The organism is Chryseobacterium sp. CS2K3 (assembly GCF_059515185.1).
In genome coordinates this window covers 59,165-77,326 of the sequence record NZ_JCAKRW010000017.1, presented here as the reverse complement: position 1 = coordinate 77,326, position 18,162 = coordinate 59,165, and the positions used below count along the sequence as shown (strand labels likewise).

Below are 18,162 nucleotides of genomic sequence, written 5' to 3'. Positions count from 1 at the left end.
CTGAATAAACCAATGCAGATGTTATTTTTGAATATTCTGAATGATGGTTATTTATTTTTATTCTTTCAAATAATCCCTTTTAAACCACCTTCTCTTCATTTTACACATATATATATTCTGACAGTATTTTAATATTCTGACTACTTTTGGCATTTTGTAATGTTCTAAACTAGATTATTATGTTTTTTTCAATTAGGCACATAGCAAACACAAACAGCAGTAAGTAGGAATATTAACAAATAGCCGATCCTTATGGAATGGAAAAGCTTAGAATTTTTTATAAGCTAGGTTTATTATTTATTGTGCTATAGAATTTTTGAAATGTATGCAAATAATTGAAATAAATTCACTATTATTGGAACTACTTGAGCGGTATCCGAAAAGCTATAATAGAGTAGGAATTTATAAAATATAAGACCATGAAAAACTTAGTGAAAATTTCAAGAGAAAGTTTAAAATCATTTATAGGAGCAGGACCTGGATGCCCTACGGATGACCCTGGATTTGGGTTATGTTATATTACAGGGTTCCCAAACGGAATTTGTTTGAGTAGATATGAATGTTGTGTTCAGCTTGGTGGCAAAGAAGAAACATGTAATAAACGTTTTCCCAGATAATAGTTATAAGTTTAAACTCTAAATTAATAAAAACGGTTGCCTTTTAAAAGGCAACCGTTTTTTATATTATAATAGCTAAAAATTACACCTGAATAACTCCCAAGTTAAATTTCTCAGTAATAGGAGCATGATTTGCCGCTTCAATCCCCATAGAAATCCATTTTCTGGTATCAGCAGGATTAATAATAGCATCCGTCCATAATCTGGCTGCAGCGTAGGTAGATTCAGTCTGTTTTTGGTACTTTTTAGAAATAGTATCAAGGATTTTGTTGTGTTCTTCTTCTGATATTTCTTTTCCTTGCTTTTTCAGTGTTGATTCCTGGATCTGAGCCAATACTTTTGCGGCTTGTGCGCCTCCCATTACGGCAAGGTCTGCCCAAGGCCAAGCTACAATAAGTCTTGGATCATAAGCTTTTCCACACATGGCATAATTTCCGGCTCCGTATGAATTTCCTGTAATGATTGTAAATTTAGGAACTACAGAATTGGAAACAGCATTTACCATTTTAGCTCCGTCTTTAATAATTCCTCCATGTTCTGATTTTGAGCCTACCATGAATCCGGTAACGTCTTGTAAGAAAATTAAAGGTATTTTTCTTTGATTACAATTCGCAATAAATCTAGTTGCTTTATCAGCAGAATCTGAATAAATTACGCCGCCAAACTGCATTTCACCTTTACCGCTTTTAACCAATTTTCTTTGATTGGCAACGATTCCTACAGACCAACCATCCACTCTTGCTGTAGCGCAAATGATACTTTTACCGTAGTCAGGTTTATATTCTTCATATTCTGAGTTATCCACAATACATTTAATAATTTCATAGGTATCGTATTGCTCAGCTCTTGAAACTGGCATAATTCCGAAAATATTGTCAGGACTTTCTTTTGGTGGAAAGCTTTCAATTCTATCAAAACCTGCTTTTTCTGTACTTCCGATAGATTTCATAATATTTTTGATTCTATCTAGAGCATCCTTATCATCTTTTGCTTTATAATCGGTAACGCCTGAGATAGAGCAATGTGTGGTAGCTCCTCCCAATGTCTCATTATCAATGCTTTCTCCAATGGCTGCTTTTACAAGATAGCTACCGGCAAGAAAAATAGAACCTGTTTTATCCACGATCATAGCTTCATCGCTCATAATAGGTAAATAAGCACCGCCAGCTACACAGCTTCCCATAACAGCAGAGATTTGAATGATACCCATAGAACTCATTTTAGCATTATTTCTAAAAATTCTACCAAAATGTTCCTTATCAGGGAATATTTCATCCTGCATTGGAAGGTATACACCTGCCGAATCTACCAGATAGATAATCGGAAGCTTGTTTTCCATTGAAATTTCCTGTGCTCTAAGGTTTTTCTTACCAGTGATTGGAAACCATGCACCAGCCTTTACTGAAGCATCATTTGCTACAACAATACACTGTCTTCCTGAAACGTAGCCGATAACCACTACAACGCCTCCGCTAGGGCAGCCTCCATGCTCTTCGTACATTTCATACCCTGCAAAAGCACCTACTTCTATGGAATCTGAACCCTTATCAAGAAGATACTCTATTCTTTCTCTTGCAGTCATTTTTCCTTCGTCACGAAGCTTTTGAAGTCTCTTTTCACCGCCCCCTTTTTTGATCTCGGCAAGCAAGCGATTTATCTCTGATAATTTTAATCTGTTCTGATCTTCTCGTTTGTTGAATTCGATGTCCATAGAATTTTCAATTTTTTACGCTTAAAGATACTATTTTTATGAGGAATATGAATCGGAAGTAAAACAGATGTTTAATTATTTGGTTATTAGTAAATTGTGAAATTTTTAACAAAAATATATTTTTAAATAATTTATATTTTTTCTAACTTTACATCAGAGTAACAGAGGGTGAAATCCTCTGAAAAATACTCAGTTCCTAGTTTATTTTTTTAATAGTTTATTATTTGAAGGCCCTGAAAGTTTAACCAATTTTCAGGGTTTTTTTTATTATAGATTAATAATATTTTTTATACTCAGATTTAAGGCGAGATGTTCTGTTTCGATTATAATATCTGAATGTAATTCCATATTCTTAGAAGAAATAAAATTTTTTATTTATGTCAATATTTTTTAAAAAGTGAATAAAACAGTTTCTATATTAGAAAAGGAAACGATTAAAAACTTTATTTTTCATTTTTTTATTAATATAAATTTAGATTTTTTATAAGATTTGTAAAAGCCTATTTGTAAATTTGCCTGTTAAAAATTCAAAGAGGGAAGGTTATGCATAAATTAGCACTTTTTAGGTTGCATTTAATAGTATTTTTATGGGGATTCACTGCAATTTTAGGAAAACTGATTCATGCTAATGCCCAGATTCTGGTATTTTACAGGATGTTGTTTGCAGCTATATTCCTTTTTGTATTTATCAGGATATATAAAAAGGAAAGTATAAAGGTCTCCAAAAAATTATTCTTGCAGCTGGCGGCAATTGGTTTTGCAATGGCGTTGCATTGGTACTGTTTCTTTTATTCTATTAAGGTTTCCAATGTTTCTATTGCATTAAGTTGTCTTTCGTTATCCACACTTTTCGCTTCAATTCTGGAACCTGTTATTTTTAAGAGGAAGATTGATGTCTCAGAAGTTGTGATGGGCGTCGTAATTGTTGCCTGTATTCTATTAATTTTTAAGACCGAATTTCAATACAAAGAAGGGATCATGTATGGAGTTCTTTGTGCCGTTTTTGGGACTATATTTTCTGTATTTAATGGTAAGATGTTTGGGAAGACGAGTTCCGGGAATATTATTTTTTATGAGATATTCTGTGGTTGGTTCATTTTAATGTTATTTTATTTACTTTCCGGGCAAATTTTTCAAATGAATGAAATAAACTATAGAGATTTGGCGTTAATATGCTTGTTAGCCAGTGTTTTCACTGCTTTTCCAATGCTGGAATCTGTGAAATTGATGAAGTATATATCGCCTTTTACTCTAATTTTAACAGTTAATTTGGAACCTGTTTACGGAATTATACTAGCTTTTTTTATCTTTGGGGAATCAGAACATATGAGCCCTATATTTTATATTGCTTCGGCTGTTATGATACTGGCAATCATTGCGAATGGATTAATTAAAGCCAGGAAAACAAAAAAACTTTAACTAGCATCAATTTTTATGATGAAAAAATATTTTTTACTTGCATTTTTATTGCTTTTTGGGGTATCTCAGGCTCAGATTATCAGGAAATATTCCAATGAATTCTTAAATATTGGAGCAGGTGCAAGAGGATTGGCAATGGGAGGAGCTGTCATTTCCAATCAGAATGATGTGTATTCTCCTATGTGGAACCCTGCGGGATTAATGTCTATAGATAGAGACTGGCAGGGAGCAGCAATGCACGCTGAATACTTTGAATCCATTGCGAAATATGATTATCTTGCATATGCCAAAGTATTGGAAGAAGGTGTTTTTGGGGTGTCTGTAGTGAGACTTGGGGTCGATAATATTTTGAATACAACTCAAATGATTGATTCTGAAGGAAATATTGATTATGATAAGATCACGAAATTCTCTCAATCAGATTATGCAGCGATACTTTCCTATGCGTTTCGTCCAGGAGGAAATCCAAATCTTGACGTTGGGGTAAATGCGAAAATTGTTTACAGAAATGTTGGTAAATTTGCTAACGGTTATGGTTTTGGTTTTGATGTGGGAGCTATCTATAAAGGAGAAAACGGATGGAAATTCGGGGGAATGGTGAGAGATATCACTACTACAGTTAACTTTTGGAGTATTAATCAAAAAGAGTTGTCAACAGTGGTGAATGGTGAAGAATTTAACCCTGCACCAAAAGATAAAATGGAGCTTACCATGCCTAAACTTAATGTAGGAGCAAGTAAGCTATTTGAGATCAACAGCAGTGTTTATGTATTGCCGGAAGCTGGTATCAATGTGGATTTTGCTAAAACAGCATCTTTGATTTCAACTGATTTTGCAAGTATCAGCCCATATGCCGGAGCTGAATTAGGATACCAGAAAATGATTTTTGTGAGACTAGGGATCAACAGATTTCAGTCTATTACAGATATAGAAGATTTAAAAAGAAAAGTTTCTTTCCAGCCAAGTGCAGGGATTGGGATCAGATATAGAGGGCTTACTCTGGATTATGCAATTACAAATTCAGGAATAGGAGGTTCTAATTTCTTCTCAAATTTCTTCTCGCTTAAATTGGATATGGGAGAATTCAGAAACGACTAAATTGAAAAAAAATGAAAAAGATATCAGTATTTGCGTTAGCAATTTGTTCAGCGTTAGCGTTCGGACAAAAAGTTTCAGATTATAAATATATTTTAATCCCTGAAAAGTTTGAGACGTTTAAAAACAACAGTTATGGTTTGGGAGAATATCTGGAAAAGGCATTAAAGAGCAAAGGATATGTAATATTACCCAAAAGTATAGACCAATGGTCATCAGAAGCTAAAGATAACTCCTGTAATGTTCTTAATGCAAATATTCTGAATGATAAAAGCTTGTTTACCAATAAAGTGATCTTACAGTTTAAAGACTGTAAAAATAAAGTGATTTTAGAATCTAAAGGACGTTCAGATATTAAAGAATTTGAAGAAGGCTTCCCTGATGCATTGAAACAGGCGTTAATTACCGTAGGAGCTTCTAATCCGGTAGCAATGTTGCCTGCAGCAGTACAAACACAGGCTTCCAACGTCGCTACAAATACTCAGGCTTCTACTCCTGAAACAACGAATACATCGGCGGCTGTTCCAACAGCTGGAAATTATACCAATGGGAAAATTGTTGTTCAGAAAATACAGATTGACGACAGTCAGTTTATTCTGGCACAAGCAGGAAGTTCCGTTCCGTTTGCAGTGTTTAAAGCTACATCAAGAAAAGATGTATTTATGGTAAAATTAGCCGATGGAAATATGACAACCGGTTATTTTGAAAACGGAAATATTGTGATCGATATTCCGCAGGCTGACGGTAAGTTTACTAAAGATGTTTTTAAAGGAAAATAGATTAATTTATCTTCAACGAAAATAAAAATAAGCTCTTGAAAAAGAGCTTATTCGTTTTTAATATGTTGATGTGTTTTTTCCTTTCTTTGAACTTATAGTTTTCTATTAAGTTTCTGGTTTTGAAAAAGAATAACACTAAATACCGATGGAATAGTAATTCTGTAATGTTATTTACAAAATGAGAATTTTTTCATGGTATTGTTGTTATTAATTAACAATACTAATTTATGAAAAAAATACATATAATACTATTATTTATAAAATATTTTAATAATATATCGTTTTTGTTGTTTAATAATTGTTGTTAAGGTGTAATATTGATATTTTTGTCTCTTGTTGAGAAAATGGAATTTTGAATGAATATTTTATAAAAAAGTTCAATTAGTTGTGAAAAAATAAACCTTGTAGTACTTCCTGATTACGCATTACCATTGAAATATTCCCAAATAACTTTAGCTTTACTTTTTCCTAAAATCTCTTCCAGTGTTTCCTGATTTGCCTCTTTGATTCGTTTAACAGATTTCAGTTTGGATAATAATAGTTCAATAGTTTTTTCTCCAACACCAGGAATTTCTTCAAGCTCAGATTTTATTGTAGAGTTTTTTCTTCTCGTTCTGTGATGTTTTACCCCAAATCGGTGAGCTTCATCACGTACTCTTTGAAGAATTTTTAATGTTTCGGATTTTTTATCAAGGTATAATGGAATAGGATCTTCAGGGAAGAAAATTTCTTCCAGTCTTTTAGCGATTCCGACAATGGTTATTTTGCCATACAACCCTAATAGTCTTAAACTTTTTACAGCAGAAGATAATTGTCCTTTACCACCGTCAATAAGGATCAGCTGTGGAAGATTCTCGCCTTCATCCAGCATTCTTTTGTAACGACGGTAGATGACTTCTTCCATCGTTGCAAAATCATTGGGACCTTCTACTGTTTTGGGATGAAAAATTCTGTAGTCTGCTTTACTTGGTCTGCCATCTTTAAAAACTACACAGGCAGATACCGGATTGGTTCCCTGGATATTTGAGTTATCAAAACCTTCAATATGTCTTGGCTCTACAGGCATTCTAAGAAGTTTCTGCATTTCTGCCATGATTCTGGTGGTATGCCTTTCCGGATCAACAATCTGTACCTGTTTTAATTTTTCCAGACGATATTCTCTCGCATTCTTTTCAGAAAGCTCTACAATTCTCTTTTTATCCCCAACTTTAGGGACGATTAGCTTTACATTCGGGATTTCTACAGTCAGATGAAAGGGAAGAAGAACCTCTTTTGAATCGGAGCTGAACTTCTGTCTGATCTCGATTAAAGCTTCCTCCATAATATCCTCATCTGTTTCTTCAAGAATCTTTTTGATCTCCGTGGTAAAACTCTGAATAATATTTCCGTTTCTGATTTTGAAGAAATTTACATAAGCAGCCGTTTCATCACTGATCATTCCAAATACATCTACATCATCAATATTTGGATTTACAACAGTGTTTTTAGCCTGATAGTCCTCCAGAATATCCAGTCTTTCTTTGATGATCTGTGCTTCTTCAAACTTAAGATTTGAGGCAAGTTTCATCATCTGATTTACCAGATAATCTTTAGCTTTCCGGAAATCTCCTTTAATGATCCCGCGTATAGCGTCTATCTTTTCATCATATTCTTCTTTGCTTTCAAGGTCTTCACAAGGTCCCTCACAGTTTTTAATATGATATTCAAGGCAGACTTTATATTTACCTTCTGCAATTTTGTTGGGCGCAAGGTTTAGATTGCAGGTTCTTAGTTTATAGATATGTTTGATGGTATCCAAGAGAATCTTTGCCGGACGTACCTTTGCATACGGTCCATAATATTCGGAGCCGTCTTTAATTTTATTTCTGGTAAGAAAAATTCTTGGGAAATCTTCATTTTTAATACAAATCCAAGGATATGTTTTGTCATCTTTCAACATGACATTGTAGAACGGCTGATGTTCCTTGATCAGATTGTTTTCCAGTAAAAGTGCATCATATTCACTATTTACAATGGTGGTTTCCAGACGCTGGATTTTACTCACCATGATCTTAATCCTGTATCCTGAAAGGTTTTTGTTGAAATAGGAGAGAACCCTTTTCTTCAAATTTTTAGCTTTTCCGACATATAATAGCTGATCGTTCTTATCATAATAACGATAAACGCCGGGCTCTGATGGTAAAGTTTTAAGCTGTAATTCTAAAGAAGGATTCATATAACAAAATTAAGCAATCTTTCTATTTAAAAAGAAAAAACCTGCAGAATGCACTACAGATTTTAAAATTTATGTTTGAATAGTTTTATCCGTTACTCATTTCGGTATAAGCATTTACCAGAAAACTGAAATAATCCCACTCAACAGAGTTTTTAGGATAGAGCTTCATGAATTCTTTGTTATCTCCAAAAAGAAAATCATAATTATCTTCAAAATCATCTTTATGAAGCCACATTACTTTGTCTCCTTTCTTTACATAATAAGATTTTATAACCCCACCTCCAAGCTGAGGACTTCCCATCACGGAAAAACCAGTTGTTTCTTTCGCTCTTGGATCATGATATACGGAGATAATATCATCAAAATCAGGGTTGATAACCTGCATCAGGAATTCTTTATCATCTTTTTTGTTTTTTAGAGAAACAGTTTGATTGACAAAATATATTCTGTCATTATTGGTTCTTTTCGTTAGTTTTTTGGTACTATAGTTTCTGATGTTTCCCATATACCTTGAAACTTTCATTATTTTTTCTGCATTACTTGGATAAACATACATTTCACTGATCTGGTCAGCATTGAAGTTTGCAGTTTTTTTAGTAACACTGTCTTTAATGGCTACCTCATAGATTTGTCCCTTCTTGGTTTCAATTTTGTTGCAGAATCCTTTGTGAGAAGTGCCGTCTTTTAGAATAATAGTTGATGTTTTCTTGGGAGAAGGCGTATTAAAACCTTCATTAAAAAGGTACGTCTCCATTTTTTTGATGTCTTCCTTCGAGTACTTTATTTTCTGTGCAAAAGAAGTGGTCCCTGCAACGCATAATGCAAGCAGTAGAGTTTTCAGTCTCATGTTTATAGTTTTTAATTTCGGAAGTAAAAATAACAAATAAATTCACTTCTTCATATAAAAAGATAGAACAGCGAAATTTAGTTTCTCCAATTATTGTTAAATGCGTAATTTTAAGAAAATTTTTTAGAAATGATATACGGAGTAGATGTTTTTACTTTCCATGATGTTCTGGAAATATGTAAAAAACCTAATAAAGCCAAGCTGAACAAAGCAGCAAAAGAACAAATTTTAAAATCTCAGAAAAACGTACAGCAAATTGTAGAATCCGATAGATGTGTATATGGAATCAATACAGGTTTCGGTCCGCTGTGCGATACTAAAATATCTGCTGATGAAACAGCACAGTTACAGTATAACCTTATTATCTCTCATGCGGTAGGAGTAGGGAAGCCAATTGATAAGGAACTTTCAAAAATCATGATGATTGCGAAAGTTCATGCATTATCAAAAGGGTTTTCAGGAGTTTCTCTGGAAGTTATTGAAAGAATGATCCTAATGCTTGAAAAAGACATCATTCCTGTAGTTCCTGAACAGGGATCTGTAGGCGCGTCAGGAGATTTGGCACCTTTAGCACACCTTGTATTGCCTTTATTGGGATTAGGACAGGTTTGGGAAGGAGATAAAGTTTTTGAAACAATGGAAGTGTTGGAAAAACATGATCTTGAACCATTGGCATTGGGACCAAAAGAAGGTTTGGGATTGATTAACGGAACACAGTTCATTTTAGCACATGCTATCAAAGGATTAGAAAAGTTTGAATATCTTTTAGACCTTGCCGATATGACGGCTGCCATGAGTATCGAAGCTTACAGAGGCTCTGCAAGCCCATTTAAAAAAGAACTTCACGAAATCAGACCCTTTGAAGGAAGCAAGAAAGTAGCAGCACGAATGCTTAAATTCTTAAAAGGGTCCGAAAATATGAAAGCTCATGAAGACTGTGAAAGAGTTCAGGATCCTTATTCTATGAGATGTGTGCCACAGGTTCACGGTGCAAGTAGAAATGCTTTCGAACACCTTAGACATATGGCTGAAACAGAATTGAACTCTGTAACCGATAATCCAATTGTATTAAGCGCTGAAGAATCTATCTCAGGAGGAAACTTCCACGGGCAATTAATGGCGTTACCATTAGATTATGCAACATTAGCAGCTGCGGAATTAGGAAATATTTCAGACAGAAGAAGTTATTTATTATTGGAAGGAAAATATGGACTACCAAGATTATTAACGGAAAGCTCAGGATTGAATTCAGGGTTTATGATACCTCAGTATACTTCTGCAGCATTGGTAACTGAAAACAAAACATTATGTTTCCCTGCATCGGCAGACTCTATTCCGACAAGTTTAGGACAGGAAGACCATGTTTCTATGGGAAGTATTTCAGGAAGAAAATTCAATCAGGTTCTTGGAAATCTGGTGAATATCTTATCTGTAGAATTGATGTTTGCAGCTCAAGGGCTGGAATTCAGAAGACCATCCAAATGTAATAAACTGATTGAAGAAAACTTTACGATCCTTCGTTCTAAAGTGGCTAAGCTTGAAGACGACAGGTTGATCGGTAAAGATATGATTGCTATTGCTGAGCTAATCAATGAAAGAAAGTTTGTTGTAAACTAATCAAAATAAAAATGAAAGGCTTCCGAATGGGAGCTTTTTCTTTTCACAATGATTTAATTTTTTCCAAAATGAAAATAAAAAGACTTGATTCTACCCATAAAGATTTTCAATCTCTTGTAAAGCAACTTGACGCCACTCTTGCAGAACATAATGGTGACGACCATGCTTTCTTTGATCAATTTAATAAAATTGATTTAATTAAAAACTGCATTGTCGTTTATGTTGATGAAATTCCGGCGGCATGTGGAGCATTCAAAGAATATTCAGAAGATACTGTTGAAATAAAAAGAATGTTTACCGATCCGAAATTCAGAAAAAAAGGATTGGGAACAACCATTGTCTGTGAATTAGAAAAATGGGCAGCTGAATCAGGCTATAAAAAAGCCATATTAGAAACATCCCGTGAGCTGGAAAATGCTATTTCTGTATATGAGAAAAGTGGATTCCATAGAATTCCTAACTATGGACAATATATTGATATTGATGACAGCGTATGCTACGAAAAGATATTGTAATAAAGTATTGATCAGTTGTAAGTAAAGGTTTGATTCCTAACAGGTAATTAATATTCATATAATGGTAAATTCATTTTTTTTAAGCTCTTAATTCCCGTTAAAGTGTTATATTGTGATTCCAATCAAAATTATAACATATGAAAAAAAGTGTATTTTTCCTGGCATTATTTCTTGCCCTGAATTCCTGTACCACAGAGGAACTTCAAAACGAAAATGTTAAACTTGAAATGGTTCAGACTGATCCGTTGACCGCAAAACAAATTAACGAGAGAATCAATCAATCCATTAAAACAAACGGAACTTTCAACTGGAAAAACGAATCCGACCATTTTATCTGGAGTGCTGTTTTCCGCGGAAATAAAATGTTGTCAATCGGATTCGGCTCTTCGAAAGATGATTTTGACAGAAGTAAATCTCCTGATAATAAAGAAATGGAGAATGAAATTTTATCTGTCATTACAAAACATGAAGGTTTGGAACCGGCAAGATTCCTGCTTACTTCAGATAAGTATCTTAATCAGATGGATGTTATTATTAATAATGAAGAAACGCTTACAGCTCTTCGTCAAATGAAAACCATCAGATATGTAGAACCGGCAGATTATCATTATTTCGAGAATGAAGCGCAGCTTAGCTCAAGATCTTCAGGCAGTGGATCTTCCGGGTGTGGGTTTTCGTCAGCAACATTAAATGCAGTAGATTATACATCAACAACGCCAAGTGCAAAAATTCCATGGGCATTTACAAAACATAATATTCCTGATGCATGGAGCTACAGTACAGGCGCGGGAGTAACCATTGGGCTTATTGATACAGGAGTTTCATCTGAGCAGACGTTACTTGGAAGCAACTTTAATAACGGAGCTTCATCAGGCAGAACAATCACTAAGGTTGGAGCCTATAATTCTGACGGTGCCGCGGATCAATGCGGACACGGAACTAAAATGGCTTCAGTAATGGCAGCGCCTAGAAATAACTCAGGATTTCCTGTAGGAGTTGCTTATAATGCAAACCTTATTGCTTACCGAGCAGCAGCAAACGTTGTATTGGAAACTTCAAGTGAACAAAACGGAGTAAAAACCGCATTTACAGAATTGGGTAATAATGGCAATGTAAAGATCATTTCAATGTCAATGGGACACATTTTCTCAGTAGGAAAGATTGAGGATGGAGTGAAATATGCTTATGCAAGAGGAAAACTGATCTTCTGTGCAGGAGGAACTTCTACCAGCTTCACGAACTTTGTAGGTGTTATTTTCCCTGCATCCATGTCAGAAACGCAGGCTATTACAGGAGTTAAAGAAAATACATCCAACCAGAAATGTGATGTGTGCCATTCAGGAAGTCAGATAGATTTTACTTTCCAGATGGAAAGAGCGTCAGGAAGTACAGTTCCGGTATTGAGTTATTATAATAATCAGTCAGATTATGTAGGAGGTTCTTCAGTAGCTACAGCAGCTACAGCAGGAATCGCAGCATTGGTATGGGCTAAAAATCCATCATGGACAAGAGAGCAGGTTCTTAATAAAATGAGACAATCAGCAACTTATTATCCAAATGTAAATTCAAATTATGGCTATGGAAACATCAATGTTTTAAAAGCTGTACAGTAAAAATAGACTGTAAGAAATAAGCAAGTTACCTCAATTGAAGTGACTTGCTTTATTTTTGTCTTGTTATTATATTATCCGATCCTCACACTTGTCATGCTTAATGAACCACCGATAAGCTCATCATTGAATAAAGATAATTCTTCGGCACTGTCTTTCAATCCTAAAGTATAGATAAGCGGAAGATAATGATCCGGAGTAGGAACAGCATATTGTAAAGACGTTCCCTGTTTCTGATAATCAATAATATTCTGAAAATTACCATCCAAAAGCCAGTTGTTGGTTTTCTCACGGGCTTCTATTGCCCAATCCCAGCCGGCTCCTACCGTATTAATATTTTTCCAGTCGATCATCCGAAGGTTATGAACAATATTTCCACTACCAATGATCAAAATTCCCTTTTCACGAAGTTTATTCAGTCTTTTGGCAAGATCATAATGATACTGCGGAGGTTTTGTATAATCAATGCTTAGCTGAATCACAGGGATATCAGCGTTAGGATACATATGCCTGATAACCGACCAGGCTCCGTGATCAAGCCCCCAGTTGTGATCTTCCTCTACATCAACCGGAAGTAAAAGTTCAGCGGTTTCTTTTGCCAGTTCAGGACTTCCGGGTGCGGGATATTGTACATCAAACAGTTCTTTTGGGAAACCATAAAAATCATGAATAGTTTTAGGTATTTCCATAGCAGTCACAAAAGTTCCCTCTGTATACCAATGTGCAGAAATACATAAAACAGCATTCGGTTTTGGGATCTCACTGGCTGCTTTACGGAATCCCTGTACAAATTGATTTTCCTCAATAGCGTTCATTGGGGAACCATGCCCCAAAAATAAAACCGGCATTCTCTGAGTAGTCTTGAAATTCTCGCTTATATGTTGAAGGTCGTTGAGGTTCATAAGTATTAGATATTGAAAAAATAAAAGGTTCAAGGTTTCTATTAAAAATCCCTGAACCTTTCAAAAAGTATGTTATAAATTAAGCTTGTTTTACAAACTGTAATTCTCCAGCGATTTTTACATCATCACTTACCATTACACCGCCAGCTTCAAGAGCTGCATTCCAGTTTAATCCAAACTCTTTTCTGCTGATTTTTCCTTCAAAAGAGAAACCTGCTTTTGTATTTCCCCATGGATCTACGTTGATTCCTCCGAAATCTACATCTAGTGTTACAGGCTTAGTAATTCCGTTAATAGTAAGGTTCCCGATCACTTCATTATTTAAATTCTGAGATTCAAAAGTAATCGTTGGGTGAGCTTCAGCATTGAAGAACTCTGCAGATTTCAAGTGATTGTCTCTGTCAGTATTATTTGTGAATACAGAATCGGTCTGGATTGTTGCAGTAGTTTTTGCATTTGCGAAAAATTCATCCTCAGAATCAATTTCAGCATTGAACGTTCTGAAGCTTCCTTTTACGTTAGAAATCATCATGTGTTTTACTTTGAAAGTAATTTCACTATGCGTCGGGTCTAAAATCCATTTTGTTGCCATTGTATGTTGTATTTTGTGTTATTATTAATGATGCAAATTTAGCTCAGGGGATATATACAAGTCATTGATATAGGATAAGAAATTAATTAAACCGATAATTTCTATTTTTAATTTAAACTTATTTGTCTTTTTAAGTGAATTTTACGCTTTTGATGTTATGGTTTGACTTCGAAAAAATATACTATTAAGTTAAGAAATAATTTCAATGTATTCATTAATTCTATTTTATGAATGTTTTATTTTAACGTTTCTTAACGGGTGATTTTTATTTCTTATTTTTGATGGATTCAATTTTATACAATGAAATTACATAAATTTTCTTTATTGATGCTTGTTGTGGGCGGTTCAGTCTTTGCCCAGACACAGAAATTTACAATGGCGGAGGCTGTAAATGGAATGAGAACCAACCTTGCTGTGAAAAATATTTCACAATTTGCATGGTCGGCAGATGGTAAATCTTATATTCAGGCGGTAAAAGGCGGGTATCTGACAACAGATTTAAAAACCAATAAACAGGATACTCTTGTATCTCTTACCCAACTGAACAGACAATTTGCCGGCGATAAGCTAAAATCAGTTCCCTCTGTTAAATTTGCAGGTACTTCAGGATATTTCAATACAGGCGGAAAAATGTATTGGATCGAAAAATCAGGAGCTGACTGGAAAGTAAAGAACTCTGTAGCGGTAGATCAGGATGCTGCTAATGTAAAAATGTTTGGAGATGGACAGACTTTTGCCTTTACAGCAAAGAATAATTTATTCGTTAATAAAAACGGAAAAACAATCGCTGTTACCAATGATGCTAATGAAAATATCATCAACGGACAGGCGGTTCACAGAAATGAATTCGGAATTGATACCGGAATTTTCCCCGCTCCCAACTCTGAAAGTGTAGCTTTCTATAGAATGGATCAGACGATGGTTGCTGATTATCCGATCATTGATTGGTCAGTAACTCCAGCTGTTAATCATAACATCAAGTATCCAATGGCTGGACAGACTTCTCACCAGGTCACATTAGGAGTGTTCAATATTAAAACTCAGTCAACTACCTTCCTTAAAGTTGATGGTGAAAAAGATCAATATCTGACGGCTGTTACATGGAGCCCGGATTCAAAATATATCTTTGTAGCAGTATTGAACAGAGGACAGAATCATATGAAGATGAACCAGTATGATGCGGCTACCGGAACATTGGTGAAAACTTTATTTGAAGAAACAGACAGCAAATATGTAGAACCACAACATCCGCTTACGTTCTTTCCAAATTCTAATACAGATTTCATCTGGCAAAGTCAGAGAACAGGATACAATCATTTGTTTCATTATAATATTGAAAAAGGATTGGTGGCTCAGATCACAAAAGGAGACTGGCTGGTAACCGATATTTTAGGATTTAATGAAAAGAAAAAAGAAATTTTCTTTACTTCTACTAAAGAAACTCCTTTAGAAAGACATCTGTATAAGATCAACTGGACGAATTTCAAAATGGAGAGACTGGATGCTGATGCAGGAATGCACTTCGGAATCCTGAGTAATGATGGAAATCACCTGTATGATACTTACAGTAATGCCAATACACCAAGAGTAGGAAATATTATCAATACATCCAGCCTAAAATCTACCAATATCTTTACTTCTGAAAATACATTAAAGAACTATCAGAGACCTGAGATTAAAAATGTAGAATTAAAAGCAGATGACGGTACACCTTTATATGGTAAGATCATTCTTCCAACTAATTTTGATCCTAATAAGAAATATCCAACTATCGTTTATCTATATAACGGACCTCACTTACAATTGATTACTAACAGCTTCCCGGCTTCAGGAAATCTTTGGTATGAGTATATGGCTCAAAACGGATATATCATTTTCACAATGGATGGAAGAGGTTCCTCTAATCGTGGAATGAAATTCGAACAAGCTGTTTTCAGAAACCTTGGAACAACAGAAATGAACGACCAAATGAAAGGAGTGGATTATCTGAAATCACTTCCTTATGTAGATGGAGATAAAATGGGGATCCACGGATGGAGTTTTGGAGGATTCATGACAACAAGTTTCATGCTTCGTAAGCCTGATGTTTTCAAAGTAGGAGTTGCTGGTGGACCAGTAATCGACTGGAGTATGTATGAAATCATGTATGGAGAAAGATATATGGATACACCACAGGAAAATCCACAAGGATATGCTGCCGCGAACCTATTGGATAAAGTTCAGAATCTGAAAGGAAAGTTATTAATGATCCATGGAGCGCAGGATGATGTAGTAGTATGGCAACATTCTATCAAGTTCATCAAATCAGCTGTTGATAATGGAGTTCAGCTGGATTACTTTGCTTATCCGGGGCATCCGCATAATGTGATTGGAAAAGACAGAGTGCATCTGATGCAGAAAATTACAGATTACTTTGATTTGTACTTGAAAAAATAATATCAAAATCCAGCCATTTCGGTTGGATTTTTTTTGAGTTTTGTTGGAAACTGCAAAGGCACAAAGAAAGTAAAAATTATGCTGTTTTAAGGCGCAAGGATTTTATTTTTGATAAAATTTTGGAGTGTTTTATAATTGCCACGAATGCACGAATTTTTTCTTTATTATTTGTATTTAAAAACACATAGAAAATGGAATATAGTATTTACTATATTAATTAGCATTATTAAGAATTCGTGCATTCGTGGCATATTTTTTTGAATTTTGTTGGAAACGCAAAGGCGCAAAAAATTGAATATGAGATAGTTTTTAAGGTGCAAGGATTTTATCTTCGATAAAATTGTGGTGCTTTATAATTGCCACGAATGCACGAATTTTTTCTTTATTATTTGTATATAAATGCACATAGGAAATGGAATATAGTATTTGCTATATTAATTAGCATTATTAAAAGAATTCGTGCATTCGTGGCAAAAAAATCAGCATAACTCCTGCTGAAAATCTTTGATTTTCTTGCGCCTTAAAACAGCATATTTTTTATTTTTTAGCGTCTTAGCGATTTCCAACATTATTAAAATCACCCACCTTTAAAGCAGATTTCCTTCTTACCACACATCAATGCATCTGATGTTTTATAGCTGTACTTTTGTATAACTAAAATCAACAATATGGAATTAGGAATAGGAATGTTCGGTGATTTGGCTTTAGACCAATCAACCGGAAAATATAGAGATGCAGGAACCAAAATTCATGAAATTTTGGAACAGGTAAAGTTCATGGATGAGGTTGGAATAGATGTTTTTGCAATGGGAGAACATCACCGTCCGGATTATGCTGTTTCTTCACCGGAAATGGTATTGGCAGCAGCGGCAAGCATTACAAAAAATATAAAACTGGCAAGTGGTGTTACAGTTTTGAGTTCATCAGAACCGGTAAAAGTATATGAAGATTTTTCAACATTGGATCTGATTTCCAACGGAAGAGCTGAAATATTCGTGGGACGTGGAAGTTTCATTGAATCCTTCCCGTTATATGGTTATTCTTTGAATGACTACGAGCAGCTTTTTGATGAAAAATTAGAATTGTTATTAAAAATTAATTCTGAGGAAAACGTAAGCTGGTCGGGAAAACTTCGTGCACCGATGCAAAATCAAACCGTTTATCCGAGAGCTAAAAATGATGGGAAGCTTTCGATCTGGAGAGCTGTAGGAGGAACACCGCAATCGGTTTTAAGCGCGGCACAATTGGGAATGCCATTAGTGGTGGCAATCATTGGAGGAATGCCGATCCAGTTTAAAAACCTGATTGAATTCTACAAGCAGGAATATCAGAAAGCTGGACATGATGTGTCTAAAATGCAGATTGCTATTCACTCACATACTTTTGTAAGTGATGATCAGAGTGTAGTAGACGGATATTTCCACAATTATAAATCTCAGATGGATAGGATAGGAGCATCCAGAGGTTGGGCTCCATACACTAAAATGCAGTATGATGGCGGAAGAAGTAAAGATGGAGCTTTATTCATTGGAAGTCCTGCTGAGGTGGCAGATAAAATTGCTTATATGAAAGAGATCTTTGGAATCACAAGATTTATCGGACATATGGATATTGGTGATCCGGCACACGATATTATGATGAAATCTATTGAGCTATTCGGGAAAGAAGTGAAACCATTGGTGCAATCCCTGTAGCTGCAAAAATTATTAACCATAAAAGTCACAAAAGTTCTTTAACACTTTAGTTATTGTAAGTGATAAGCTTTGCGTGTATTAAGTACACTTAAGTTTTATGAAAATCTTTGGTT

General features: G+C 34.8%; 14 protein-coding genes. 9 read left to right on the top strand and 5 right to left on the bottom strand.

Features of this window, described 5'->3' with window-relative positions; translation table 11 throughout:
* Window positions 1-419: 419 nt before the first annotated feature.
* A complete protein-coding gene (locus AC5YGG_RS20350) occupies window positions 420-617 on the top strand; it encodes a hypothetical protein (protein ID WP_496146264.1) in 198 nt (65 codons plus the stop codon).
* 82 nt (window positions 618-699) lie between these two features.
* On the opposite strand, the gene AC5YGG_RS20345 is transcribed toward AC5YGG_RS20350, so the two are convergent.
* Window positions 700-2,328 carry an acyl-CoA carboxylase subunit beta gene (locus tag AC5YGG_RS20345; RefSeq protein ID WP_496146263.1) on the bottom strand — a complete coding sequence of 543 codons (1,629 nt, stop codon included), beginning with the start codon at window positions 2,326-2,328 and terminating at the stop codon, window positions 700-702.
* Between the two features lie 543 nt (window positions 2,329-2,871).
* Between AC5YGG_RS20345 and AC5YGG_RS20340 the strand changes: the two genes are divergently transcribed.
* From AC5YGG_RS20340 to AC5YGG_RS20330, 3 genes are read left to right on the top strand one after another with little or no spacing between them, the layout of a single operon-like run.
* Window positions 2,872-3,747: a DMT family transporter gene (locus AC5YGG_RS20340; protein WP_496146262.1), complete on the top strand. Its 876-nt coding sequence runs from the start codon at window positions 2,872-2,874 to the stop codon at window positions 3,745-3,747.
* Between the two features lie 15 nt (window positions 3,748-3,762).
* Window positions 3,763-4,845 carry a putative type IX sorting system protein PorV2 gene (locus tag AC5YGG_RS20335; protein ID WP_496146261.1) on the top strand — a complete coding sequence of 361 codons (1,083 nt, stop codon included), beginning with the start codon at window positions 3,763-3,765 and terminating at the stop codon, window positions 4,843-4,845.
* Between the two features lie 11 nt (window positions 4,846-4,856).
* On the top strand, window positions 4,857-5,621 hold the full coding sequence (locus AC5YGG_RS20330; protein ID WP_496146260.1) for a hypothetical protein: 765 nt from the start codon (window positions 4,857-4,859) through the stop codon (window positions 5,619-5,621).
* A 418-nt stretch (window positions 5,622-6,039) separates the two neighbouring features.
* Here the strand turns inward: AC5YGG_RS20330 and uvrC are convergent, their stop codons facing one another.
* Together uvrC and AC5YGG_RS20320 are read right to left on the bottom strand one after the other, a co-directional pair.
* On the bottom strand, window positions 6,040-7,836 hold the full coding sequence (gene uvrC / locus AC5YGG_RS20325) for an excinuclease ABC subunit UvrC (protein WP_496146259.1): 1,797 nt from the start codon (window positions 7,834-7,836) through the stop codon (window positions 6,040-6,042).
* An 85-nt stretch (window positions 7,837-7,921) separates the two neighbouring features.
* Complete coding sequence (locus AC5YGG_RS20320) at window positions 7,922-8,683, bottom strand: hypothetical protein (RefSeq protein WP_496146258.1); 762 nt, start codon at window positions 8,681-8,683, stop codon at window positions 7,922-7,924.
* Between the two features lie 129 nt (window positions 8,684-8,812).
* On the opposite strand from AC5YGG_RS20320, the gene hutH reads away from it, so the two are divergent.
* From hutH to AC5YGG_RS20305, 3 genes are all read left to right on the top strand, one after another.
* The gene (gene hutH, locus AC5YGG_RS20315; RefSeq protein WP_496146257.1) at window positions 8,813-10,300 is read left to right on the top strand and encodes a histidine ammonia-lyase; all 1,488 of its coding nucleotides are present in this window, start codon (window positions 8,813-8,815) and stop codon (window positions 10,298-10,300) included.
* Between the two features lie 68 nt (window positions 10,301-10,368).
* Window positions 10,369-10,815: a GNAT family N-acetyltransferase gene (locus tag AC5YGG_RS20310; protein ID WP_496146256.1), complete on the top strand. Its 447-nt coding sequence runs from the start codon at window positions 10,369-10,371 to the stop codon at window positions 10,813-10,815.
* 137 nt (window positions 10,816-10,952) lie between these two features.
* Window positions 10,953-12,428: a S8 family peptidase gene (locus tag AC5YGG_RS20305; RefSeq protein WP_496146255.1), complete on the top strand. Its 1,476-nt coding sequence runs from the start codon at window positions 10,953-10,955 to the stop codon at window positions 12,426-12,428.
* Window positions 12,429-12,499: 71 nt separating this feature from the next.
* Here AC5YGG_RS20305 and ygiD read toward each other — a convergent pair whose 3' ends face one another.
* Together ygiD and AC5YGG_RS20295 are read right to left on the bottom strand one after the other, a co-directional pair.
* Window positions 12,500-13,327: a 4,5-DOPA-extradiol-dioxygenase gene (gene ygiD, locus AC5YGG_RS20300; protein WP_496146254.1), complete on the bottom strand. Its 828-nt coding sequence runs from the start codon at window positions 13,325-13,327 to the stop codon at window positions 12,500-12,502.
* 79 nt (window positions 13,328-13,406) lie between these two features.
* Window positions 13,407-13,919 (bottom strand): YceI family protein, encoded by a 513-nt coding sequence (locus tag AC5YGG_RS20295; RefSeq protein ID WP_496146253.1) that lies wholly within the window; start codon window positions 13,917-13,919, stop codon window positions 13,407-13,409.
* 300 nt (window positions 13,920-14,219) lie between these two features.
* On the opposite strand from AC5YGG_RS20295, the gene AC5YGG_RS20290 reads away from it, so the two are divergent.
* Both AC5YGG_RS20290 and AC5YGG_RS20285 read left to right on the top strand, forming a co-directional pair.
* Complete coding sequence (locus AC5YGG_RS20290; protein ID WP_496146252.1) at window positions 14,220-16,355, top strand: S9 family peptidase; 2,136 nt, start codon at window positions 14,220-14,222, stop codon at window positions 16,353-16,355.
* Between the two features lie 668 nt (window positions 16,356-17,023).
* Entirely contained in the window at window positions 17,024-18,049 is a 1,026-nt protein-coding gene (locus AC5YGG_RS20285; protein ID WP_496146251.1) for an LLM class flavin-dependent oxidoreductase, read from the top strand.
* Window positions 18,050-18,162 lie beyond the last annotated feature (113 nt).